The following is a 24,140-nucleotide window of genomic DNA, read 5'->3' as shown; positions in this document are numbered from 1 at the left end:
ACTACTATATTACTTATAATTTCAGCCGTAAAATTTGGCTTATTAAAATGTTATAAACAAAATAATCAACATTATTAACAACTTCTTAACAAGTGTTAAAAAACACAATTTATTGAAATACAATATTTTAAAAAATATAAAACTCAAATATCATAGTTATCAATATTTTCATCGATTGCTATAAAAATAAAAATTGTTAACAAGTTTACATCGAAATGTAAGCCTGTTAACAACAAAATGTAAAACTAAAGAGGTTAAAAAACAGTACTTTGGAATTCTCCTTTAACCGATTGATATTCCGAAATAACTTCTGCAATAATGTCTTGTACCGATTTGATTTCGTGAATCAATCCGGCAATCTGCCCGATTTCCAATTCGCCTTCTTCCAAATCACCTTCAAACATCCCTCGTTTTGCTCTGGCTCTGCCCAAAAGTGTTTTCAACTCTTCGGGTGTCGGGCATTTGGCATATAACTCCTGGACGTCGTTATAAAATTTATTTTTGATCAATCGAACCGGTGCCAATTCTTTTAAGGTCAATTGTGTATCACCTTCTTTAACATTGAGAATAGTATTCTTGAAATTTTCGTGCGATGAACTTTCAAAAGAAGCTGCAAAGCGCGAACCCATCTGAACTCCATCAGCTCCTAAAACCATAGCGGCCAACATTCCTCTACCCGATGCAATTCCACCCGCAGCAATCAACGGAATGGATATTTGCTCTTTGACCATCGGAATCAAAGTGAAAGTAGTTGTTTCTTCTCTTCCATTATGGCCTCCGGCCTCAAAACCTTCGGCTACAACCGCATCAACACCAGCCTCCTGCGCTTTTAGCGCAAATTTAGAACTGCTCACTACGTGGACAACCGTAATTCCCTTTTCCTTTAAATAATTTGTCCAGGTTTTTGGGTTTCCGGCCGAAGTGAAAACAATCTTAACTTCTTCCTCTATTATGATTTGGATGATTTCTTCAATATTGGGATATAACATCGGAACGTTTACTCCAAATGGCTTATCGGTCGCGGCTTTGCACTTTTGGATATGCTCCCGCAATACATCGGGATACATAGAACCGGCGCCAATCAAGCCCAATCCGCCAGCATTGCTGACCGCACTGGCCAATTTATAACCACTATTCCAAATCATTCCGCCCTGTACAATTGGGTATTTTATTTTAAAAAGTTGGGTGATTTTATTCATCTAAACAGAAAAGAGGTAAGATTTAATTTTTGATGATTTTTCCGGATTGCACCAATGAGTTGCTTTCGATTTTATAAAAGTACATTCCTGAAGTCAAGTTTTCCAAAGCAATGGCTTGGTTGGAAACAATTCCTTTTTCCAAAACCATCTGGCCTAAATTATTATAAAGAGAAAAATGGGCCTCTTCAAATCCATTTGGAAAAGAAACCGAAATAATTGCCGCAGCCGGATTTGGGTAAACCAAAAATCTGCCCATGCTGCTATCGTTTATCGAAAGCTGAGCAATATTTAATGCCGATTGAAAATCAGGAATTCCATAACCATATTGGTCTGTCGGACTGTCAAATCGATCCGCAGATTGTTTTACAAAATCCACTACTTGCTGGTTGGTCGCCCAAGGAACGGCTTGCCAAAAACTAGTCACCGATCCGGCCATCACTGGACAAGAAAAAGAAGTACCGCTGGCAGTGACAACATTTCCGGCTGTATTTGCCAAAGTGGTGTTTTGTCCTTTGGCCATGACATCAGGTTTAATTCTTCCGTCATAACTTGGACCAATAGAACTAAAAGACGCATAATCTTCATTGAACTGAACGGCGCCAACAGCCAAAACATTAGTTGCTTCTGCCGGAACACCTATATGCGGTTCTCCGGAATTCCCGGAATTCCCGGCACTGGCTACCACTATCATTCCTTTGGTAAAAGCAATATTGGCACCCTGAGAGGCAAAGGCAGTATCTCCGGTCATATCTGAATAAGCATAACTGTAATTTGGATTATCATAACCAAAATAGCCCAATGAAGTAGAAATCACATCAACACCTAATCGATCTGCTTCTTCTGCTGCCTGGACCCAGTAACTTTCTTCTACCGGATTTTCTTGTGAAATATCTTCCGTAATAAATAAATAATATTGTGCATTAGGTGCTGTTCCTACCAATTGCCCATCTACAAAACCAACCATGCAGGACAATGACATTGTACCGTGATTGTGTGTTGAAAAAACATTGGTATTGTTGGCAACATAATTATATCCGCCCAAAAATAACCCATTAGTAAACATTCTGCTGAACGGAATAGTACTGTCGACTGCTGAAAAACCAGAGTCCAAAACCGCTATAATTTTACCGGTACCGGTATAGTTCTGTTGATGTAGCAAGTGCATATTGAGCATCGAAACCTGATTCAAAGAATTGCCATAGGCAAATAATTCCTGAGCATCCAATTGCTTGTTGACAGGATTGATGGTTCTTGGGCTAGGCATCTTATTGTTCAAAGTATGATCGGCATAACGAATATGATTGACAAATGTCAAATTCGTTAGTGATTCTATATCAGAAATACTACCACGAATGTGAAGGCAATTAAGCCATTTAGATTGTGCTTTGATTTCGATACCTGTTGCAGCCGCAATCTGACTGATATAACTTTGCTCAAGTGGTGCATCGCTTATATTCAAAGTGATTCCCTGCGCTGTTCTTCTGTCCAATGCTCTTTGATTCAGTTCAGTCAACGGATTGTCAAAAAAAGCCTGTGCATTCGGTTTATCATTAAAATAAACCCAGGCATCTTCCTGAGCATATCCAAAGAAACCCAACAGAAAAAAAGTGATAAGTAATAGTTTGTTCATAGCCTTTACTTTTTTGTAAAGTGCTAATTTATGAAATTACTCCTGAACCAACTAATTCATCGCCAATATTCCAAGCAACAAATTGCCCTTCAGTTATCGCTGACTGAGGTTCGGCAAAGGAAACATATAAACCACTTTCGAATTGATACAAAGTAGCTTTTTGCAAAGGTTGGCGGTATCGGATTCTGGCCATGACTTCCATCGTTTCACCATGCCGCAAAGCCAAATCTTCACGTACCCAGTGGATTTCTGAAGGTTGCACACGCAATGTCTTTTTGAATAAACCGGGATGATTTTGGCCCTGACCTGTATAAATTGAGTTGGTTTTAACATCAGTCGCAATGACAAAGAGCGCTTCTTTGGTACCGCCAACGTTCAATCCTTTTCTTTGTCCAATGGTAAAATAATGTGCGCCTTGGTGTTTGCCCACAATTTTTCCATTTTCGGTAGTATAAGAAATACCTTGTGCTTCAAAAGCCAATTGTTCTTCCAATGAATTGAAAACAGGAACTTGCTGTTGATAGATTGCATCATCGGCAGCGATTTCATAAATCAAACCTTCTTTGGGTTGTAATTGTTGTTGCAAAAATTCAGGCAAACGAACTTTACCGATAAAACACAATCCCTGCGAATCTTTCTTTTCGGCGGTAACCAAATCCAATTGGGTTGCAATCTCACGAACTTCCGGTTTGGTCAATTCACCAATCGGAAATAAGGATTTTGCCAATTGTTCCTGAGATAACTGACAAAGGAAATAAGATTGGTCTTTGTTGCCATCTACACCAGCCAATAATTGATAGGTTTCATTTCCGTCTTTTTGAATGGTTCCTTTGCGGCAATAATGTCCGGTTGCCACATAATCGGCACCGAGGCTTAAAGCGATTTTCATAAAAACATCAAACTTGATCTCGCGGTTACACAATACGTCAGGATTTGGAGTTCGTCCTTGTTCGTATTCGTTAAACATATAGTCTACGATTTTTTCTTTGTATTGTTCGCTTAAATCGACGGTTTGGAAAGGAATTTCAAGTTTTTCAGCAACAAGCAATGCATCATTGCTGTCTTCGAGCCACGGACATTCATTGGAAATGGTAACCGAATCATCGTGCCAATTCTTCATAAAAAGCCCAATGACTTCATAGCCTTGTTCTTTTAACAAATACGCCGCAACACTTGAATCAACACCACCGGAAAGCCCGACTACTACTCTTTTCATATAGCAAAAAAAAATTTGGGGCAAAGTTACCCCAAATTCTATAAAATTCTATGTTTCAATATCAGTTAAATTAATACTGCCGTAAGCAAAACTTATTTACCTGCCCAGTTTTTTTCTAACGTCGTCATCAAGGCTTGGATTAGCTCTTTCTTCATCTTTTACTTCCACTTTGACATCCGTTTGTTTTGGCATGCTCGGTTTCTTGAAGTTTTTGTTTTGGTAATTCATATTGACATCTTTCATCTTTCCTTTTTCAAGGACTTTCCACATGCCTACTTTTTTACCATTTTTATATAAACCCTGTGCTGTTACATTATTCGTGGCATCTTTATAAATGGCTGGTCCATCAAGCTGGTTGTTTTTGTAATTACTCTCTTCCATGACAACATCATTCTCCGCATAACTTTTATAGATTCCTTCTTTGAAGCCATTTTTATAAGTTGTCTCTTCGGCAATCTTTCCGCTTTGGTAATAAACCTTTCTAACACCATTGAGTTTACCGTTGACATAATTCTCCAAAGTCATAATCTGCGGCGAGTTTTCATGGTAATATTTCCATTCGCCTTCAAACTGTTTGTTGACTACTTTGCCTTCGCTGACTTTATTGTTCTTTTGATTGTAGAAAATGGTATAGCAGGAATTGTCTTTTGCGCTGAAATCCCGGGTCGCAATTACGGTTCCAACTTTGGTGTCATCGAAAAATTTGAACATGCCAACTTCTTTTCCATGCTCAAAAGTACCTTCGTATCTTGGCCGTTTTGACTCTTCATAAGTGCCTTTCCAAAGTCCGTGTTTCTTACCGCTTTCGTCTAATTTATTAATGTCCTGGGCAAAAAGAACTATAGTTTGTAATAAAAAAAGAAAAATGAATTTCATAAAAACTGAGTGTTTAATTTGAATTGCGAAATTAAAGTTATTATATAAACGAAGAATATATTTTTTTAGTATATCACAGATTGTTAAAATATTCTAAAACCAAGAGTCATTTCTGTTTAACTTTTTGAAGTCAACTTGAAAATGCTTTAATCAAAAACCCCATATATCAAAATCAAAATGCTGTTTTAATGCTTTTTAAACTCCTTAAACAAAACTGTTAAAGTATTTATAAATTATCATTTTGTTTATTCTTTTTTAGTTTTTGTTAAACAAAATTTTATAATTTAGTCTAAACAAAAACAAAAAACTATGAAAAATCTAATCAAAAAAATGTCTCTACTTTGTATAGCAATTACCATGCTATCTTGTAGTGATGACGACAACAATTCTAATCAACCGAGAACTATTGCAGAGATTGCATCTGCAAATGCGAATCTAAGTATCTTGGTTCAAGCACTGGACAGAGCTGGACTAGTATCCACATTTGACAGTCCGGGAGATTTTACCGTATTTGCTCCTACCAATGACAAGTTTGAAGCATTCCTGGATGCGAATGGGTTTGCCAACATCGATGCCGTTCCACTTCCTTTGCTTACTGAAATTCTGAAAAACCATGTAGTTTCCGGATCGTTTTACAGCAACGAATTGGCTACCGGTTATGTAAAAACTTTAGCCAAAGGTGCAGCTTCGACAACCAATACATTGAGTATGTATATTGAAGTAGGCTCAACGGTAAAATTAAACGGTGGTGCAACCAATGGTGGTGCAACTGTAGTAACAGCTGATATTGAAGCTTCAAACGGTGTCATTCATGTGGTTGATAATGTAATCGGTCTACCAACGGTGGTAAATCATGCCGTAGCCAATCCCAATTTTACAACTTTAGTGAGCTTAGTTAGTGGTGCTGGTTTAGTGCCAACACTGAGCGGAACCGCCGGTTCACCTTTTACGGTATTCGCTCCATCCAATGCTGCATTCACCACTTTTGAATCACAAAACCCAGGAGTGTTGGCAAGTTTGACTTCGGCTCAGGTAACTTCTGTGTTAACTTATCATGTGGTTGGAGGAGCCAATGTACTCTCAACAGGAATTCCTACAACGCCAATTACAACATTAGAAACAGGAACATTCACCATTTCCGGAACAACAATAACTGATGAAGCAAATAGACAAACCGGTATAGTAGCAGTAGATGTTCAAGGTTCAAATGGCGTAATTCATGTTATAAATAATGTATTATTACCAACATTATAATCTATAAATTGCTATGAAAAAGAAAAGCGCAGTTAGTACTGCGCTTTTTTTTATGAACCTAATTCAAGCGCCCTGTCATTGGCCGCTTTAACCGCTTCAACTATGGTATTCTCCAAACTCCCTTTTTCAAAAATACGCAACGCACTTTCAGTCGTTCCGCCTTTGGAAGCTACTTTGGCAATCCATTCGGGATTGGATAGCGAATAACTGTTCTGTATCGCTACCGAGCCCATAAATGTTTGGTTGACTAATAATTCTGCTTCCGATTCGTTAAAGCCCAAATCAACGGCAGCCTTTATCATCGACTGCATAAAGTAAAACACGTATGCCGGTCCGCTGCCCGAAATGGCCGTTGCGGCATCGATGAGTTTTTCATTTTCCACATAAACCGATTTTCCGGTGGTATTAATTAGGTTCTGGATGATGAACAATTCCTTTCTGTCGACATTGGCGGAAGCTGTAAAAACGGTCATTCCCATCCCGATTTGTGTTGGAATATTTGGCATCGAACGGACAATCTTGGAACAGGACAATTGTTTTTCGATACTCGCTAAAGTAATTCCGGCCATGACCGAAAAGACGATTTGTGAATCTTTCAAAAAGGGTTTTATCGCTTGCGCCAAAACAGAAAAATCCTGTGGTTTCACGGCTAAAATCACAATGTCAAAATCGCCAATGGAGGAAGTTGCCTTCACCGAGAAATTGGGTTTTGGAATCACCGTTTCAACCGAATTAAAATGATCATTTCTGACCAAAGCAAAAATGTCTTCCGGCTTGATAAATCTTGAGCCGATAAAACTGCTAGCATAGGTTTTCCCCATGTTTCCGTAACCGATAATTAGTACTTTCATTTGCTTACAATTAAAAAACTCTGTTTAAAGGTATATTTTTAAACAGAGTTTTTAAAATTTATAATTCAGAAATTATTTCTTTTTGTTTTGAAGCTTTTTTTGCTCTTCAGCCTGCTCCATCATTTCACGCATCTTTTTCTGGAACTTACCTTCTTTTTTTGGCTTGGTTTTGTTCTCCTGGATTTGAGCATGAATTTTATCGCTGTCGATAAAGTATTTTTTAATCACCAACATGATTCCGATGGTAATCAAGTTGGAAATAAAGTTATACAAACTCAAACCTGAACCATAGTTGTTGAAGAACAACAACATCATTACCGGCGACAGGTAGATCATAATTTTCATGATTTTCCCCATGTCAGGCATACCGTCTTGTGGCGGTTGTGCCATGGCCTGGTCACCTGAAGTCATTTTCATATAGAAGAAAATAGCAATCGAAGCCAAAATCGGGAATAAACTGATGTGATCACCATAAACCGGAATACGGAAAGGCAATTTTACAATTTCATCAAAAGAAGATAAATCTTCTGCCCAAAGGAAACCTTTTTGTCTCAATTCAATCGCTGACGGGAAGAATTGGAACGAGGCATACATAAACGGGATCTGAATCAATGCAGGAATACAACCCGCCATCGGATTCACCCCTGCCTTGTTGTACAGTTTCATCGTTTCCTGTTGCTTTTTCATTGGGTCTTTTTTGAATTTTTCTCCAATTTCCATAATCTCAGGACGCAATACTTTCATCTTGGCTTGCGACAGGAATGATTTAAACGTAATAGGAGACATGGCAATTTTAATTAAAATCGTAAAGATGATAATCGCAATTCCCAATCCCATAAACGAACTCAACAAACCAAATAGCGGCACAAAGATGAATTTGTTAATCCAGCCGAAAATACCCCAGCCTAAAGGAATAATCTCATCCAGGTTTCTGTCGTAATTATTTAATATTTTATAATCTGACGGACCATAGTACCAATTCATTTTATAGTCCAACTCACCATTGGTAAAAGCCAAGGCTGAAGTTGTTTTGAATTCTTTGGTAAAAGTGGTGTCTTTATCTTCATCATCTACCAAATCATGTGATTTCAATGCTGCCTTCTCAAAAGGTGTTTTGGTTAGTAAAATTGAAGTAAAGAAATGCTGCTTGTAAGCGATGTAAGTCACTTTCTCCGGAGTCTCTTCCTTGTCTTTTCCCTGGCCTACATAATCGTCTTTTCCGTCTTCATATTCAAATACCACTTCTGCATAACGATTCTCATAGGAAATGCTTTTTTCGTTTCTGTAAGTCTTCATATCCCATTGGAAATCTACCGGTTTTGAAGTATTCAACGCGGTATTCAATCCTTGTGAACGAATGTCAAAATCAAGCATGTATTCCTTTGGTTTCAACACATATTTGTATTCCAAAAAGGCATTGGCACTCGATTTCAATTTCATCGAAAGCACCTGATTGCCGTCAACGGTCGTTAAGGTTGGTTCAAAGAATAAATCTTTGGTATTCAACACACGGCTGTCTTTGGTTTGCAATTGCAAGTTGAAATAAGCATTATTGTTTTTTATCAACTCTACTAATTCCTTCGAATTCTTATCAAATTTCTTGTAATCTTTTAAGATGGCTTCGGAGATATAACCGCCTTTATTGGCGATTTTAAGCTTAATCACTTCGTTCTCTAAAGTGGTAAAATTTTCTTTGGCTGAAGGCAAAGTTGCCGAGTAAGCAAAACTTCCTAAAGTTCCTTGTAGTTTTTGAATTTTAACCGAATCAGCAACTGTAGTATCAGCAATAGTCTGAGGAACTGCTATAATTGTTTTTGCCTTAGTTTCTGCTGCTTTTTCTGTCTTGGCTTTAGCTTGTTCCTTTACCTCATCTTGCTTACTGCTGTACATCATCCAAAGGATAATGATGAAGATTAAACCAAAACCGATAATCGAGTTAAAATCAAATTTCTTTTGTTCCATTTTTTAATTATTTGTCATAAGAAGCAACAAGGATTTAATTGTTACAACTTTATTTTTTATGTTTTACCATTGCGGCCACAAAGCTAACGAAAATTGGGTGTGGATTTGCAACAGTACTCTTATATTCCGGATGGTATTGTACACCAATGAAAAAAGGGTGATTTCCTAATTCGATGATTTCTACCAAACCGGTGTCAGGATTTACTCCTGTAGCTTTCAAACCAGCTGCTTCCAGCTGTTTTCTGTAATCATTATTGAATTCGTAACGGTGACGGTGACGTTCCTGAATTTGGCTTTGTCCATAAATTTCATGAGCCAGACTTCCTTTAGTCAAATCACATTTCCAGGCACCGAGACGCATCGTTCCACCTTTATCAGTTATGGTTTTTTGCTCTTCCATAATCGAAATCACGGGATGTTTTGTTTCCTCATTCATCTCGGTTGAATTGGCTTCTTTCAATTTCAAAACCGTTCTTGAATATTCGATAACCGCCATTTGCATTCCTAGGCAAATTCCGAAAAATGGGATGTTCTTTTCACGGGCATAACGAACCGTTTCAATTTTTCCTTCAATACCACGTCCGCCAAAACCAGGCGCAACCAAAATTCCGTCTAAACCTTGTAATTGCTCGGCTGCATTCTTTTCATCAATGTATTCCGAGTGAATGCTGATTACATTTACTTTGGTCTGATTTGCTGCTCCGGCATGGATAAATGATTCTAAAATCGATTTGTATGAATCCTGTAATTCAACATATTTTCCAACCAAACCAACGTTTACGGTTTGTTTTGGATGCTTCAATCGGTGTAAAAAAGTATTCCAGTTTTTTAAATCCGGAGCTGCTTTTTTAGGTAAGTTTAATTTCTTTAAGGCTACAATATCCAAACCTTCTTCAAGCATTAGATTTGGTACTTCATAAATGGTAGAAGCATCGATAGACTGAATAACCGCTTCGCGCTTTACGTTACAGAATAAGGCTAATTTTTGACGCAATTCATCCGACAATTCATGTTCGGTTCTACAAACCAAAATGTCTGCTTTGATTCCGCTTTCCATCAGGGTTTTTACCGAGTGTTGTGTTGGCTTTGTTTTTAATTCTCCGGCTGCCGCCAAAAACGGAACCAATGTCAAATGGATGACCAATGAATTGGATTCACCCAATTCCCAAACCAACTGACGAACCGACTCGATATAAGGCAACGATTCGATATCTCCGACCGTTCCACCAATTTCAGTAATCACAATGTCGAAATCACCCGATTGCCCAAGCAATTGCATGCGGTCTTTAATCTCGTTGGTGATATGAGGTACAACCTGAACTGTTTTCCCTAAAAATTCTCCTCTTCGCTCCTTTTCAATCACAGAAAGATACACTCTTCCTGTAGTTACGTTATTCGCCTGTGAGGTCGGAACATTTAAGAAACGCTCGTAGTGACCCAAATCCAAATCGGTTTCCGCGCCGTCATCCGTTACGAAACATTCTCCATGCTCGTATGGATTCAAGGTTCCGGGATCAACATTGATGTAAGGATCAAACTTTTGTATGGTCGTTCGATAACCTCTAGCCTGTAGTAATTTGGCCAGAGAAGCTGCGATGATTCCTTTTCCCAAGGAAGATGTCACACCGCCGGTAACAAAAATGTATTTTGTTTGTGTTTGATTCATTGTAAATTATGTTGTTGTGTTGTTGTTGTAAAAAACGAGGCAAAAGTACTGATTTAATTTGAAGATTTGAAGATTTGAAGATTTGAAAATTATTTTTTTGCATCAATTAAAACCAACTACTGCATCTTCAAATTTTCAAATTATTTCATTTTCAAATTGATTTCGGATATTGCTTTTTGATATTGCGCACCAATTCCTCCAAACCGTTTAATTTGAGTTCGTAAACCAATTGGAGTTGTTCACCGAGTTGTCCTTTTGGAAAGCCTTTATTTGAATACCAAACCACATAATACTCAGGCAAATCAATAAGATAATAGCCTTCATACTTGCCGAAAGGCATTTTGGTGTGCGCGAGTTTGACTAGAAGTTGTTGTTGGTCGTTCATTTTAAGAGAATAGAGTAAAGAAAATAGAATATAGAAAAAAGAGAATAGACAGTAAAAGAAATCTATATTCTTTATTCTTTTCTCTATGTTCTCAATCACTTCCAGTTAAAAACAATTTCCCGTTTGATATCGGGATGCAAACTGTAGTTCACCGGGCAGGTTTCTGCGGTGCGTTCCAAGATGGTTTTGGTCTTTTCATCGGCTTCCAGATTCATTTCAAAAGTGATGTGAATTTCAGAAATGCGTCTCGGATCAGCGGCCATGATTTTGGTCACTTCGGCGGTTGAGCCTGTAAAATCCACATCCAAATCACGTGCTTTAATTCCCATTACCGTCATCATGCAGGTCGCCAAACCATTGGCAACAGTATCAGTCGGAGAAAAGGCTTCGCCTTTTCCGTTATTGTCGAGCGGCGCATCAGAAATGATTTCGCTCCCGGATTGTAAATGAACGGAAGAGGTTCTTAAACTTCCTAAATAGGTAACTTTTGAAGTGGGCATTATAAAGCTTCTTTGATGGTTAAATCGGTGTCGTAATACAAAATGTAAATTCCGTTATTGGAATAACCGTAAGTCGTATTTTGGGCGTAGTCAAATTTGTTTTCAATCTGTTCTGATGCATCGGCCTGAATGGTTTCCTCAAAAGTTTTCTCTTGGGACAAACGCAATAAAGTATCAAACGTCACGTCAAAACCGCGAATCGCATATTGATTTGGTATAATTTTATTGAACTTCTTATACTTGGCATCAAACTGATTGGCTTCAACTGTTTCGTTTGGCCTTGACAATGATGGATACAACAATTTCAATTTGGTCAATCGCGTTAATGATATTTCCTCGAAGTCCAAAGTTTCATTGGGTTCCATAATAACCAACTGGATTTGATATTCTTTTTGGGCAGCCAACATCGCATTGGTCGTTGCCAAAATCATTCCCGTACTTTCAGAAGCCAGAACTACATAATTCATTTTATCTTTTTGCAAACGCACTTTCAGACTGTCGGCTACAAAAGTTCCTTTGGCACTTAATCCAACAATCTTTGTCTCGTTTTGCATTTCCTGAATATACTGCTTGACGCTTCCTTTTTTGGCATCAACAACGGCAATGATATTCCCGCCTTTGGCTTTCATAAATTGAAAAATGGAACCGCGCATTTGGTCCAATGATGGCATGGATTGATACAGATTACTGTATTTTTTTCCGACTTCTTTGGACAAAGGAGAAATAATCGGTGTTTTTGTTGGTTCAACCATTTCGGCTAATTTCTCGACATTGGCCTGATAGAACGGACCGATAATAGCATCCATAGAGCTCAGATTGTTTTGCTGTACCAAACTCGCAATATTTGAAGTGCTTTTGGTTTCCTGGGAATCCAAAATTTTGATATCTACATTCATTCCTAAAACCTTAGCGGAATCAATCGCCATCAAAGCACCCGAATAGAAATCTAAAGTCAGGTTCAGGAATTTATCTTTTTTCAGACGTGCTTGTGTTGAGTTCACAGTGTCGCTTTCAATCTTGCTGATATTAAAGGGTAAAAGTAATGCGAGTTGTTTTCTCGCATTAGTGTTTAAATTCTTCATTAAATTGCCCTGCTCTTTTCTGACCGGTTCTTTCCTTTGGCCTTTGGGCACCCGAAGAATCATACCCAACTTAACTCCTTTTTTGAGTTCGGGATTCAGCTTCACCAATTCAGCTTCAGAAATACCATAATCATTGGCTATAGAAGCAGCTGTTTCTTTAGGTTTTACCACATATTCCTCTAAATACATTTTACCTGAATTGGCATTAGCCACAACCGGTTCAGCCGATTCGACTGGTCTCGATTCAGTTGATGGTGTATTTCCTGAAACCACCAATTTCAATCCTACCGGGAAATCATTTACAATTCCCGGATTTAGTCTTTCCAATTCCTGAATGGTCATTCCGTATTTTTTGGAAATCCCATATTTGGTTTCCTTTGGTTCTATGATATGATAAGTTGTGTTGCCTTTTGGCGCTTCAACTTTTGGTTCACTTTTCACTATCGGTTTTGGTAATTCCTTTACTACTTCTTTTTGAGGTGTAACCGCAGAAGTCGAAATAGAATTTCCGCCTGGAGCAGGAATTTTAATCGTTTGACCAATTTTCAAACCGTCTTTTAACAAATCCGCATTGGCTTCTTTCAATGCATCAACCGTAACGCCATATTGTTTTGAAATACTATACAAAGTTTCTTTGGGTTGTACCAAATGTGTTTTTGATCCCTGACTTGGTTTAGGCGATGTTTGTTGTGGTTCAGCAACTGCTGTTAATTCGGCCGATGAAGGCGGAATCAGTAAAACAGTATCCGAATGAAGTCCGTTTTGGGAATCCGGGTTTAGTTTATAAATGTCAAAAGGAGTAACCCTGTATTTTTGAGCTATTAACGCAATAGTTTCTCCTTTGGCTACAGTATGCTTAACATATTTATCTTGCCTTGCCATCATAGAAAACGTGGCTCCAAAGACAAAAAGCAGTGAGAAAATAATTCGGTTTTTCATAAACTGGTCATTTATTTAACGTTAAAGTTAACAAAACTTTTGAATTGCAATCTGTATTGCATTATTTTTCATTAACTATTTTATGTTAACAAAAACTATTCCCATTCTATTGTGGCTGGTGGTTTTGAGCTGATATCATACACTACTCTGTTCACTCCTTTTACCCTGTTGATGATTTCATTGGAGGTTTTCATTAGGAATTCATAAGGCAAATGAACCCAGTCAGCGGTCATTCCATCTGTAGATTCTACGGCACGAAGCGCAACTACTTTTTCATAAGTACGCTCATCTCCCATTACACCTACACTGTTCACCGGCAATAGAATTGCTCCGGCTTGCCATACTTTATCGTATAGACCGTGGGTTTTTAATCCCTCGATAAAAATAGCGTCAACTTCCTGCAGGATTCTTACTTTTTCAGGAGTAATTGCCCCTAAAATTCTGATTGATAATCCCGGACCCGGAAAAGGATGTCTACCTAAAAGTTCTTTGTCAATCCCTAAAGTTTTTCCAACGCGACGCACTTCGTCTTTGAAAAGCATGCGCAATGGTTCTACGATTTGGAGTTTCATAAAATCGGGTAAACCGCCAACGTTATGGTGAGATTTGATTGTAGCTGATGGTCCTTTTACCGAAACCGATTCGATTACATCAGGATAGATAGTTCCTTGCGCCAGCCATTTTACATCTTCAATACGGTGTGCTTCATCATCAAAAACTTCGATAAAAACACGCCCGATGGCTTTTCTTTTGGCCTCAGGTTCTTCGATGCCATCCAAAGCAGAAAGAAAACGATCAGAAGCATCTACGCCTTTTACGTTTAACCCCATGTCTTTGTATTGGTGCAATACATTTTCGAATTCGTTTTTGCGAAGCAAACCGTTGTTTACGAAAATACAGTATAGGTTTTTGCCAATGGCTTTGTGCAATAAAACAGCCGCTACAGTAGAATCAACACCACCGGAAAGTCCCAGAACCACTTTGTCATCGCCTACTTTTTCCTTCAAATCTTTTACGCAGTCTTCCACGAAGGCGTTTGGCGTAAAGTTTTGCGGAACATGGGCAATTTTTACCAAAAAGTTCTCTAAGATTTGTTTTCCATCCGTTGAGTGATACACTTCCGGGTGGAACTGAATGGCATAAGTCGTTTCACCATCGATGCGATAAGCCGCATTTTCTACGTCTTTGGTACTCGCCAATCGAATTGCATTGGTTGGTAATTTTTTAATCGTATCACTGTGACTCATCCAAACCTGGCTGTTCAAAGCCACTTCGTCTAAAAATTCTTCATCGTCTTTGATGAAAGACAAATTGGCTCTACCGTATTCACGTGTATTGCTTGGCGCTACTTCACCACCGTGAAAATGGGCTAAATATTGCGCACCATAACAAACGGCCAGCAAAGGCATTTTTCCGCGAATTTGGGATAAATCAGGATGAGGAGCATCTTCAGCTCTTACAGAATAAGGGCTACCCGAAAGGATAACTGCTTTGTAGGGCGATAAATCATCAGGAAAATGATTGAAAGGGAAAATTTCGCAGAATATGTTTAATTCGCGAACGCGGCGTGCAATAAGTTGTGTGTATTGCGAACCGAAATCTAAAATAAGTACGTTGTGTTGCATGCGCAAAAGTACTATTCCTATTTGAAAAATAAAAACCCAAATTTGGAATAATATAAAATTTAAAAAAGCCACTCTTTTAGGGGCATTTTTCTAACTCATGAGGTAAAATATGCTATTGACATGCATTTACAAATGCCACTTACAACCAGAAACTCAATGCAGTCAAGCTTAAAGGACATTATTCATCAAGCAATGGCACAGAATTGTATGGTTGATGTATAGGCAAAACAATTTATTTTTTACTTAAAATTGATAGCCTGTATGGTTAGTATAGCGGTCGAATTATTGATATCTCAAAAAAGATGTTTTAAATTAGCAAAAAAATAAAACTTATGACCAAAAATTACCAAAAAACCATCTCTCTATTAGCATTATTTGTTTTCGTGATTTTGTCACAATTTGTTAGTGCCCATGGCACAACTTTTAATGCTATGACTCCGCCGGAAACTACAGCATGTAGTGAAAACTCAAACGAAGCACAACCTGGATTGGGTACATTTACTACTGGCTACACAGCCACATTCGAAACCGTTGGCACCGATGTAATCGTTACTTTTGAGTTATTGGACACTGATAAAACTGGTGTAATAGCCTATTTGTGGAGACAAACTCCATTTGCTGAGACCGGAATGACCAATACAACAGGGCTTACTTTTACAACTACCCTGACAGGACAAACCATTGGAGCCACTATTACCTATGCTTGTAAATTTGCTTATGCCGGAGGACTTTCGGTTACCAAATGGTTTAATTATACTGTAGGTAACAATTGTAATGGTGGCGGGCCGGATACTGAAGCACCAACAAACTTTACAGCATCAGTAGGAACTATTACCGGAACATCTGTTCAATTATTACTCAATGGTACTGACAATTCCGGAGCACTTATTTACGATATAACATATGGTGCTCAATCAACTTCTACCTCAGGAGCTTCAGGAGTACAAAAATCATTAGTAATTAATGGTTTAACACCATCAACAGCCTACACATTTAATGTAACGGCCAGAGATGCAGCAAACAATATGGCTGCAAACAATCCAATTGTGCTGCAGGCTACCACAACCACGAGCACTAACACCGCTTGCTCCGGAGTTAGCAACGAAGCACAGCAAGGATCTTTTTCTACAGGTTACAATTATTCTTTTGTGACTAGCGGAACAGATGTTACCTTCACTTTTGAAATGCTCGACACTGATAAAGTTGGCGTAATCGCTTATTTGTGGCAACAAACACCGTTCGGAGAAACACCCATGACGAATATTGGCGGACTTGCATTTTCTACAACTGTTACCGGTTTAACGGTTGGAACTGATGTCACTTATGCTTGTAAATTTGCTTATGCCGGTGGTTTGGTTGTTACCAAATGGTTTACTTACAATGTTGGCGACACATGTCAATTAGGCGTTTCTGAGTCTGAATTGAACAGCTCAATCAAGCTGTATCCTAACCCTGCAACTAGTGTTTTAAACATTGAGTCAAGTCTTTTACCAATCACTAAAGTTGAATTCTACTCTATTTTAGGAAACAAGGTATTAGAAACTTCAAACATTGAAACCATCAACATTGAAAACTTATCAAGCGGTATGTACATGGTAAAAATGTATGCAGAAAACAATAGGTTTGTTACCAGAAAATTGGTTGTTGAATAATATCCAAACAATTAATACAAATAAAAAAGGCTGAACAGATGTTCAGCCTTTTTTGTTCATATCCTGATAACTACTTACTCTTTTACTATCTTCTTAGTTCTTTCTCCATTCTCTGAATTTACCTTTAAGAAATAAATCCCGTTGGAATAATTAGACACATCAAGAGTTGCCTGTGTTGCATCGGTCATTTTTGACACTAAAACCCTGCCCTGCATATCACAAAGCTGGATGGATTTGATGGTACTATTGGCGCTTACGGTAATGTTATCTTGTGCCGGATTCGGGTAATAATCAAAGTCCAATTGGGTAAAACTATCTACTCCTAAAACCGTATTATTCCCTTGCAAATACAACGAAACCGGAATATAACCTTGACTTCCTACAAATACAGCATCCGGTACTGCTAACTCAAAAGTATGTGTTCCGGCACTTAAATTTCCTAAATTCATTTGGCGGATAGGAATAACCGATCCAGGGCACCAATTACTGAAAGACTGCCATTGCGCAGGAGTTCTCGGACTTGCACCATAAATCCCGTTGGCTTGTGTATTGTAAACCCTGTAAGGCTCACAAGTTGACTCACCTGGTTTATAAGTTAAAATATTTGTACCATCTAACGACACATAATGCCATCTTCGGTTGTATTCCTCTCCACCTGCATTGGCACCATGATTGGAAGTAATCAAATAAAACTTAGCATCGTTAATAGCGGTAGCCAATTGGAATTCAATGATTCTGACTGTATCTCCAATAACATCTGTCGCACCTTCCGCATAATTATTCAAATCCTTTTTAAAATTTAACGGCAAAATGAAAGTGTCATTGGGCACTGTGGTGTCAGTATTGGTAATAAAATCGAGTGTTCCAAAGAACACGTCGTTTCTGCCAGAACATCCTGCAATTTGGGTATTTGCTGCATAAGGAACGCCAAACAATTCAAACTCTACCCAAAAATCATAAATGGAATTGAGATAACTGTCTTTCAGGATTTTGGTTACGTTATCAACGGTAAAGGAATAAGGCACCAAATTAGGCGGTACATTTTTATTCATAAACGGTGTGATAAATCTTCCCAATTCAATTCTACTCGTGGTTGAAGGATTATAGCTTGTGGCACCTTTGGGCACCAAAGCCAAATTGATATTTCCGATACGGTCATAATTATCACAGGCCGCGGAAATTGAAATGCTGAGCTCGAGTGTATTCCCTATTTGGGATAAAACCTCAGGAGTCAGTTTTTTGGTAAACAAATCATTCCTCAAACGCACCACATCTGGTGCCGTTGGTTCATTCACTAAACCAGCATAGCCATCATAAAAAAGCACATTATCATAAATTTGAATGGTTTGTGCTTTTGATGGCACTAGTACCCCTAAAAGGGTAAATAACAGAAAGTAATATTTTTTCATCGTTGTGTTGTTGGTTGTTTCGAGCGCTAAAATATGAAAAAGTTGGCTTTAAAGGAACTTATTTAACTGAATATCAACAGGAATATTTCAAAAATAAAAACACCCAACAAGTCGCTGACCAATTGGGTGTTTATTTTATGATAAAAGAAATTACTTCTGTTTGAAAGCTCTTACGCCCGGGAAATAGGCCGTATCACCTAATTCTTCCTCAATGCGCAACAACTGATTGTATTTGGCCATACGATCCGAACGCGAAGCCGAACCGGTTTTGATTTGACCACAGTTTAACGCTACCGCTAAATCCGCAATCGTGTTGTCTTCTGTTTCTCCTGAACGGTGTGACATTACCGAAGTATAACCAGCATTGTGCGCCATATTTACCGCTGCAATGGTTTCTGTCAAGGTTCCGATTTGGTTAACTTTTACAAGGATTGAATTGGCAATGCCTTTTTCGATACCGGTAGACAAACGCTCCACATTGGTTACAAATAAATCGTCACCCACCAATTGCGTTTTGTTTCCGATCAATTCGGTTAAATATTTCCAGCCTTCCCAGTCGTCTTCATACATTCCATCTTCAATAGAAATGATTGGATAATTGGTGGCCAATGAAGCCAAATATTCTGCTTGTTCTTTTGAGGTTCTTACTTTTCCGGTAGCGCCTTCAAATTTAGTATAGTCGTATTTTCCGTCTACATAAAACTCAGAAGCCGCACAGTCTAGAGCAATCATGATTTCATCGCCAAATTTATATCCTGCATTTTCTACGGCCTTTTTGATGGTATCCAAAGCATCTTCCGTTCCACCGGCAAGGTTTGGTGCAAAACCACCTTCGTCACCTACGGCTGTTGACAAATGTCTGTCGTGTAATACTTTTTTAAGGTTGTGGAAAATCTCTGTTCCCATTTGCATCGCATGGGTAAATGACGTTGCTTTTACTGGCATAATCATAAACTCCTGGAAGGCAATCGGCGCATCCGAATGTGAACCGCCGTTAATGATATTCATCATCGGTACCGGTAATGTATTGGCAGAAACACCACCAACGTAACGGTATAAAGGCAATCCTAATTCATTGGCTGCTGCTTTGGCCACCGCCAAAGAAACGCCTAAAATGGCATTGGCGCCCAAGTTTGATTTATTTGCTGTTCCGTCCAAATCTATCATCAACTGGTCGATGTGATTTTGTTCGAAAACAGAAACGCCCATTAATTCGGGAGCAATTTTAGTATTTACATTTTCTACGGCTTTCAAAACCCCTTTACCCATATAGTTTTTCCCTCCATCTCGTAATTCCACCGCTTCATGTTCACCGGTTGAAGCACCACTTGGCACTGCGGCACGTCCTAAAACGCCGCTTTCGGTTACTACATCTACTTCAATGGTTGGATTTCCTCTGGAATCAAGGATTTGTCTTGCATGTACTTTGATGATTATGCTCATTGTATATTGTTTTTAGATTTTAATTAGGTTCACAAATTTAAGAAATTAAAAAAAGCCATTATTAATTATTTGCACAACTTATAAACGCAATCGATTTAGTTTCATCAAAATTTAACACAAATTCATTTTACTGTTAATTATACAAGTTTAATATAATATTACACAACAATTAGCTTTGATGTTCAGCTTAATTTTACAGTATTATTTAAAACATATCTGTCATGAAAAATTCTACTCTTAAAAACAGCATCAAAAGCAATCAGCTGACAATGATTTGTCTGGTCCTGTTCTTTGCTCTTGCTCCAACTTCTTCGTATTCTCAAGATTATCGTTTTATCGATGCTTATATGGATGATTTTGGAAAGAACGAAATGTTTGTAAAGAAATCGTTGATGGATTATTCTATTACTATTGTAGAGTCACAATTGAGTTCAAGATCGAGCGCAACCGCCGGAAAAATCATAGAGAAATTGGAAAGTATGAATGCCAATTTGAGAAACAACAACAAAGGATTTGAAAACAATACTTTGCTCAGAGACAGCTTTATCAAAATGAATCAAAAAACGATAGAGTCTTTGCTTAACGGGAGTTTAATTTTAAACGATTATGATTACCAAAGCACTTTGTCATTGACCGAAATTGGGGTGAATCTCAATCAGAAAGAAAAAGACCTTGCTAGTTATTTTCAAGAGTTAAAAGATTATGAAAAAAGTAAAAAAGTTTTTGGAACCCAATACCACATGACTTTAAAGAGCAGCCACGGCAAAAATGTTTTAGAATACAATGCCCTACAAAACGTATTGTTTTATAAAATCAATGTAATCGACCAAAAACTGACTTCTGTAATTACTGCCAGAGACAAAAAGGGATTTTTTGATTGTCTGAACAGTATAACGGTAATGCACCAAGCTGCTATGGCAAAAACCACTCAATACAACAACAATTTTAAAGACAACACGCTGAATGCTGCCAATATAAAATATTCGAATTTTATCAATGACCAAAGAGCCAAATTCGCGAACTTGTTTAATGAGTATGTTGATGAATACAATGCACTTCAAACCTTAAAAAATTCGAAAGCGCCACAAACCAACGAGACTGTTGCTAATTACAACCAAGTCGTTAGAAGTTATAATTCCAAAAAGAATGCTTTTTATGCTGTTTTCAATACCATTCAAACTACCAAAAAAGTCTTGTATGACAGTTGGTTTGTGACCAATGGCACCTTCTTAAAAAATAACGGGGAATTCGAAAACATCCATGATAAATATGCTGTTAACAATTAATTCCCCGTATAAAGTTTAATCTGTAAGAGGCAAAAGGTTTACACTTCCTGTAGACTTTTTGCCTTTTTTATATTGGTGATAAATTCGTCAAACAAATATGAGGAGTCATGTGGTCCCGGACTCGCTTCCGGATGGTATTGTACTGAGAAACAGTTTTTGGATTTCATTCTCATCCCGGCAACGGTATTGTCATTGATATGGTAATGCGTGATTTCCAAATCGGCGTGGTTTTCCAGTTCTTCCCTATTGACTGCAAATCCGTGGTTTTGCGAGGTGATTTCTCCTTTTCCGGTCAACACGTTCATTACCGGATGATTGATTCCCCTGTGGCCGTTAAACATCTTGTAAGTTGAAATTCCGTTGGCCAAACCGATAATTTGATGTCCCAAACAAATCCCAAAAACCGGTTTGTCTGAGGCAATCATTTCTTTGGCCACCTCAATTACGCCTTCCAGCGGTTCCGGATCGCCGGGTCCGTTTGACAAGAAATAACCATCCGCATTGAAGGCACTTAGTTCTTCAAAGCTGGCATTGTATGGAAATACTTTGATGTAACAATCTCTTTTGGCCAGGTTTCTCAGGATATTTCTTTTGATGCCTAAGTCTAAGGCTGCAATTTTATATTTGGCGTTTTCGTCTCCGAAGAAATACGGTTCGGTAACTGATACTGTCGAAGCCAATTCCAAACCTTTCATATCGGGTACGTTGGCCAATAATTTTTTCAATTCCTCTACCGGAGTGCCGTCGGTACAGATTACGGCGTTTTGCGCACCGTTATCACGGATATAGCTTACCAGCGCACGTGTATCCACATCTGAAATGCAGATGAGATTTTCCTTTTCGAAGTAATCGTAAAGATTGCTTTCTGAATCGGGGCGCGAATGGGTAAAGCTGAAGTTTTTACAAACCAAACCGGAGATCATGATTTTGTCGGCTTCTACTTCGTTGGCATTGACACCGTAGTTTCCGATGTGTGGATTGGTCGCTACCATGATTTGCCCGAAGTAAGACGGATCGGTAAAGATTTCCTGGTAACCGGTCATTCCGGTGTTGAAACAAACTTCACCAAAGGTTTTGCCTGAGATACCAATTGATTTCCCGTAAAAGATGGTCCCGTCTGCTAGTAGTAAGATGGCTTGTGGTCTTGTTGTATACTTCATTCGTAGTTAGTTATTGTTTTTTTATGTCTCATGCAGTCGCTTCGCTCGTGCCATTATATTGTTGTGTTGTAGTTGTGCAAAATTACTTTATTGTTGGCTGATATTAAAATGGAATTTATCAAACTTTATAAACATTTGTTTTAGCCCCGATGGAGCCGATATCCTCGTAACAAAGTGGAGAGATAAAGGCGAAAGCGGGAAAAAGCTCCCATCAAGCCAAAAAAAAAGGATAAACAAAACGTTTATCCTTTATATTTAAGAATAGGCAACCATTATGCTTGCTCTTCTTTAGATTCTTCATCAGCCGGAGCTTCCGGAGTTTCATCTGCCGGAGTTTCTTCCACTTCAGCAACTGCCGGAGCTTCTTCCACTGCAGGCGTTTCAACAACCTCTGCAACCGGAGCTTCAACAACTTCTGCTGCCGGAGTTTCCACAACTTCTTCCACCACTGGTGCCGGAGCTGCTTCAACCACTGGAGCTTCCACTTTCTCTGGAGCTGTAGTTTCAGATTTTTTAGCTTTTCCACCACGACGGCTTTTCGCTTTTTTCTCTTCTTTTTTACCTCCGTTGTATAGTTCGTTGAAGTCTACCAACTCGATCATTGCCATATCAGCGTTATCTCCAAGACGGTTACCCATTTTGATGATACGGGTGTATCCACCCGGACGGTCACCTACTTTTGGAGCAACTTCTCTGAAAAGTTCAGTTACACCATATTTGTTACGTAGGTAAGCGAAAACGATACGTCTGTTGTGCGTAGTATCTTCTTTTGATTTTGTTACTAGTGGCTCAACAAATTGTTTAAGCGCTTTAGCTTTAGCAACAGTAGTGATAATACGTTTGTGCTCAATAAGAGAACAAGCCATATTAGCCAACATAGATTTTCTATGTCCGGTCTGTCTGCTTAAGTGATTTACTTTTTTTCCGTGTCTCATGACGTCTTTTTTTAACCTTCATCTTGCTTCAATCCTCTGGGGAGCGCAAAATATGAAGTAATTTATTCTTTATCTAATTTGTATTTACCTAAGTCCATTCCGAAAGTTAAATTTTTGTTGGCAACCAATTCGTCTAACTCAGTTAGCGATTTTTTACCAAAATTACGGAATTTCATCAAGTCATTTTTGTTGAAAGATACAAGATCTCCAAGGGTGTCAACTTCGGCTGCTTTCAAACAGTTCAAAGCTCTTACAGACAAGTCCATATCAACCAATTTGGTTTTCAATAACTGTCTCATGTGCAATGATTCTTCGTCGTAAGACTCTGTTTGAGCGATTTCGTCAGCCTCTAATGTAATTCTCTCATCAGAGAACAACATAAAGTGGTGAATTAAAACTTTAGCCGCTTCAGTTAAAGCATCTTTAGGATTGATAGAACCATCAGTTTTGATTTCAAAAACTAATTTTTCGTAATCCGTTTTTTGCTCCACACGGAAGTTTTCAATGGCATATTTTACATTTTTTACCGGGGTAAAAATAGAGTCTGTAAAAATTGTACCGATTGCTGCATTTTGTTTTTTGTTCTCTTCTGCAGGAACATAACCACGACCTTTCTCGATAGTTAATTCCATGTTCAGATTCACTTTACTGTCTAAGTTACAAATTACCAATTCCGGGTTTAACACTTGGAATCCTGAGATGAATTTTTGAAAATCACCCGCTGTAATTTGATCTTTTCCTGAGATTGAGATAGAAACTGTTTCATTATCTACATCTTCAATCTGACGTTTGAAACGTACTTGTTTAAGATTAAGGATAATTTCAGTAACATCTTCAACAACTCCTGAAATGGTAGAAAACTCATGCTCAACTCCTTCGATACGAACCGAAGTGATGGCATAACCTTCTAACGCAGAAAGTAAAACTCTTCTAAGTGCATTACCAACTGTCAATCCGTATCCTGGTTCTAAAGGTCTGAATTCAAACTTACCTTCAAAATCGGTTGAATCGATCATGATAACTTTATCGGGCTTCTGAAAATTAAATATTGCCATAATTTAGACTAATGT

General features: G+C 38.3%; 18 protein-coding genes and 1 pseudogene. 3 read left to right on the top strand and 16 right to left on the bottom strand.

Annotated elements, in window-relative coordinates:
- Positions 1-254: 254 nt before the first annotated feature.
- The 4 genes from P1K33_RS04865 to P1K33_RS04850 form a co-directional block, all read right to left on the bottom strand.
- Positions 255-1,199: an NAD(P)H-dependent flavin oxidoreductase gene (locus P1K33_RS04865; protein WP_284651763.1), complete on the bottom strand. Its 945-nt coding sequence runs from the start codon at positions 1,197-1,199 to the stop codon at positions 255-257.
- Between the two features lie 22 nt (positions 1,200-1,221).
- Positions 1,222-2,829: a S8 family serine peptidase gene (locus P1K33_RS04860; protein ID WP_284651762.1), complete on the bottom strand. Its 1,608-nt coding sequence runs from the start codon at positions 2,827-2,829 to the stop codon at positions 1,222-1,224.
- 28 nt (positions 2,830-2,857) lie between these two features.
- Positions 2,858-4,045 (bottom strand): tRNA 2-thiouridine(34) synthase MnmA, encoded by a 1,188-nt coding sequence (mnmA, locus tag P1K33_RS04855; protein WP_284651760.1) that lies wholly within the window; start codon positions 4,043-4,045, stop codon positions 2,858-2,860.
- A 96-nt stretch (positions 4,046-4,141) separates the two neighbouring features.
- The gene (locus P1K33_RS04850; RefSeq protein WP_284651759.1) at positions 4,142-4,921 is read right to left on the bottom strand and encodes a toxin-antitoxin system YwqK family antitoxin; all 780 of its coding nucleotides are present in this window, start codon (positions 4,919-4,921) and stop codon (positions 4,142-4,144) included.
- A gap of 309 nt (positions 4,922-5,230) precedes the next feature.
- Here P1K33_RS04850 and P1K33_RS04845 point away from each other — a divergent pair, with 309 nt between their 5' ends.
- A complete protein-coding gene (locus tag P1K33_RS04845; protein ID WP_284651758.1) occupies positions 5,231-6,175 on the top strand; it encodes a fasciclin domain-containing protein in 945 nt (314 codons plus the stop codon).
- A 50-nt stretch (positions 6,176-6,225) separates the two neighbouring features.
- Here P1K33_RS04845 and proC read toward each other — a convergent pair whose 3' ends face one another.
- The 7 genes from proC to guaA form a co-directional block, all read right to left on the bottom strand.
- The gene (gene proC, locus P1K33_RS04840) at positions 6,226-7,026 is read right to left on the bottom strand and encodes a pyrroline-5-carboxylate reductase (protein ID WP_284651757.1); all 801 of its coding nucleotides are present in this window, start codon (positions 7,024-7,026) and stop codon (positions 6,226-6,228) included.
- A 72-nt stretch (positions 7,027-7,098) separates the two neighbouring features.
- The gene (gene yidC, locus P1K33_RS04835; protein ID WP_284651756.1) at positions 7,099-8,988 is read right to left on the bottom strand and encodes a membrane protein insertase YidC; all 1,890 of its coding nucleotides are present in this window, start codon (positions 8,986-8,988) and stop codon (positions 7,099-7,101) included.
- A 49-nt stretch (positions 8,989-9,037) separates the two neighbouring features.
- On the bottom strand, positions 9,038-10,654 hold the full coding sequence (pyrG, locus tag P1K33_RS04830; RefSeq protein ID WP_284651755.1) for a CTP synthase: 1,617 nt from the start codon (positions 10,652-10,654) through the stop codon (positions 9,038-9,040).
- Positions 10,655-10,805: 151 nt separating this feature from the next.
- Positions 10,806-11,039 carry a DUF3820 family protein gene (locus P1K33_RS04825; RefSeq protein ID WP_284651754.1) on the bottom strand — a complete coding sequence of 78 codons (234 nt, stop codon included), beginning with the start codon at positions 11,037-11,039 and terminating at the stop codon, positions 10,806-10,808.
- 95 nt (positions 11,040-11,134) lie between these two features.
- Positions 11,135-11,539, bottom strand: coding sequence for an OsmC family protein (locus P1K33_RS04820; RefSeq protein ID WP_284651753.1), 405 nt, complete (start codon positions 11,537-11,539; stop codon positions 11,135-11,137).
- A complete protein-coding gene (locus tag P1K33_RS04815) occupies positions 11,539-13,560 on the bottom strand; it encodes a LysM peptidoglycan-binding domain-containing protein (RefSeq protein WP_284651752.1) in 2,022 nt (673 codons plus the stop codon). Before P1K33_RS04815 ends, P1K33_RS04820 begins: the two co-directional genes overlap by 1 nt.
- A 95-nt stretch (positions 13,561-13,655) precedes the next feature.
- The gene (gene guaA / locus P1K33_RS04810) at positions 13,656-15,185 is read right to left on the bottom strand and encodes a glutamine-hydrolyzing GMP synthase (protein WP_284651751.1); all 1,530 of its coding nucleotides are present in this window, start codon (positions 15,183-15,185) and stop codon (positions 13,656-13,658) included.
- A 332-nt stretch (positions 15,186-15,517) separates the two neighbouring features.
- On the opposite strand from guaA, the gene P1K33_RS04805 reads away from it, so the two are divergent.
- On the top strand, positions 15,518-16,837 hold the full coding sequence (locus P1K33_RS04805; RefSeq protein WP_284651750.1) for a T9SS type A sorting domain-containing protein: 1,320 nt from the start codon (positions 15,518-15,520) through the stop codon (positions 16,835-16,837).
- 74 nt (positions 16,838-16,911) lie between these two features.
- On the opposite strand, the gene P1K33_RS04800 is transcribed toward P1K33_RS04805, so the two are convergent.
- Complete coding sequence (locus tag P1K33_RS04800) at positions 16,912-18,246, bottom strand: peptide-N-glycosidase F-related protein (RefSeq protein ID WP_284651749.1); 1,335 nt, start codon at positions 18,244-18,246, stop codon at positions 16,912-16,914.
- 150 nt (positions 18,247-18,396) lie between these two features.
- On the bottom strand, positions 18,397-19,689 hold the full coding sequence (gene eno / locus P1K33_RS04795; RefSeq protein WP_284651748.1) for a phosphopyruvate hydratase: 1,293 nt from the start codon (positions 19,687-19,689) through the stop codon (positions 18,397-18,399).
- Between the two features lie 221 nt (positions 19,690-19,910).
- On the opposite strand from eno, the gene P1K33_RS04790 reads away from it, so the two are divergent.
- Positions 19,911-20,975, top strand: a complete 1,065-nt coding sequence (locus P1K33_RS04790) for a hypothetical protein (protein WP_284651747.1) — start codon at positions 19,911-19,913, stop codon at positions 20,973-20,975.
- 38 nt (positions 20,976-21,013) lie between these two features.
- Here the strand turns inward: P1K33_RS04790 and carA are convergent, their stop codons facing one another.
- The 3 genes and pseudogenes from carA to P1K33_RS04775 all read right to left on the bottom strand — a co-directional run bounded on the left by carA (position 21,014) and on the right by P1K33_RS04775 (position 24,125).
- Positions 21,014-22,135, bottom strand: a complete 1,122-nt coding sequence (carA, locus tag P1K33_RS04785) for a glutamine-hydrolyzing carbamoyl-phosphate synthase small subunit (protein WP_284651746.1) — start codon at positions 22,133-22,135, stop codon at positions 21,014-21,016.
- A gap of 461 nt (positions 22,136-22,596) precedes the next feature.
- Positions 22,597-23,070, bottom strand: a pseudogene (gene rplQ / locus P1K33_RS04780) (50S ribosomal protein L17); the annotation flags it as partial.
- 62 nt (positions 23,071-23,132) lie between these two features.
- On the bottom strand, positions 23,133-24,125 hold the full coding sequence (locus tag P1K33_RS04775) for a DNA-directed RNA polymerase subunit alpha (protein WP_121312871.1): 993 nt from the start codon (positions 24,123-24,125) through the stop codon (positions 23,133-23,135).
- Positions 24,126-24,140 lie beyond the last annotated feature (15 nt).

This window comes from Flavobacterium terrisoli (assembly GCF_030167905.1).
In the GTDB taxonomy this organism is placed as follows: Bacteria; Bacteroidota; Bacteroidia; order Flavobacteriales; family Flavobacteriaceae; genus Flavobacterium; species Flavobacterium terrisoli.
This window is presented reverse-complemented; position numbering and strand designations above follow the sequence as displayed.

Excerpts from the sequence above, each read along its gene's own strand:
- P1K33_RS04865 (WP_284651763.1), bottom strand. The coding sequence starts at position 1,199 with ATGAATAAAATCACCCAACTTTTTAAAATAAAATACCCAATTGTACAG.
- P1K33_RS04860 (WP_284651762.1), bottom strand. The coding sequence starts at position 2,829 with ATGAACAAACTATTACTTATCACTTTTTTTCTGTTGGGTTTCTTTGGA.
- mnmA (WP_284651760.1), bottom strand. The coding sequence starts at position 4,045 with ATGAAAAGAGTAGTAGTCGGGCTTTCCGGTGGTGTTGATTCAAGTGTT.
- P1K33_RS04850 (WP_284651759.1), bottom strand. The coding sequence starts at position 4,921 with ATGAAATTCATTTTTCTTTTTTTATTACAAACTATAGTTCTTTTTGCC.
- P1K33_RS04845 (WP_284651758.1), top strand. The coding sequence starts at position 5,231 with ATGAAAAATCTAATCAAAAAAATGTCTCTACTTTGTATAGCAATTACC.
- proC (WP_284651757.1), bottom strand. The coding sequence starts at position 7,026 with ATGAAAGTACTAATTATCGGTTACGGAAACATGGGGAAAACCTATGCT.
- yidC (WP_284651756.1), bottom strand. The coding sequence starts at position 8,988 with ATGGAACAAAAGAAATTTGATTTTAACTCGATTATCGGTTTTGGTTTA.
- pyrG (WP_284651755.1), bottom strand. The coding sequence starts at position 10,654 with ATGAATCAAACACAAACAAAATACATTTTTGTTACCGGCGGTGTGACA.
- P1K33_RS04825 (WP_284651754.1), bottom strand. The coding sequence starts at position 11,039 with ATGAACGACCAACAACAACTTCTAGTCAAACTCGCGCACACCAAAATG.
- P1K33_RS04820 (WP_284651753.1), bottom strand. The coding sequence starts at position 11,539 with ATGCCCACTTCAAAAGTTACCTATTTAGGAAGTTTAAGAACCTCTTCC.
- P1K33_RS04815 (WP_284651752.1), bottom strand. The coding sequence starts at position 13,560 with ATGAAAAACCGAATTATTTTCTCACTGCTTTTTGTCTTTGGAGCCACG.
- guaA (WP_284651751.1), bottom strand. The coding sequence starts at position 15,185 with ATGCAACACAACGTACTTATTTTAGATTTCGGTTCGCAATACACACAA.
- P1K33_RS04805 (WP_284651750.1), top strand. The coding sequence starts at position 15,518 with ATGACCAAAAATTACCAAAAAACCATCTCTCTATTAGCATTATTTGTT.
- P1K33_RS04800 (WP_284651749.1), bottom strand. The coding sequence starts at position 18,246 with ATGAAAAAATATTACTTTCTGTTATTTACCCTTTTAGGGGTACTAGTG.
- eno (WP_284651748.1), bottom strand. The coding sequence starts at position 19,689 with ATGAGCATAATCATCAAAGTACATGCAAGACAAATCCTTGATTCCAGA.
- P1K33_RS04790 (WP_284651747.1), top strand. The coding sequence starts at position 19,911 with ATGAAAAATTCTACTCTTAAAAACAGCATCAAAAGCAATCAGCTGACA.
- carA (WP_284651746.1), bottom strand. The coding sequence starts at position 22,135 with ATGAAGTATACAACAAGACCACAAGCCATCTTACTACTAGCAGACGGG.
- P1K33_RS04775 (WP_121312871.1), bottom strand. The coding sequence starts at position 24,125 with ATGGCAATATTTAATTTTCAGAAGCCCGATAAAGTTATCATGATCGAT.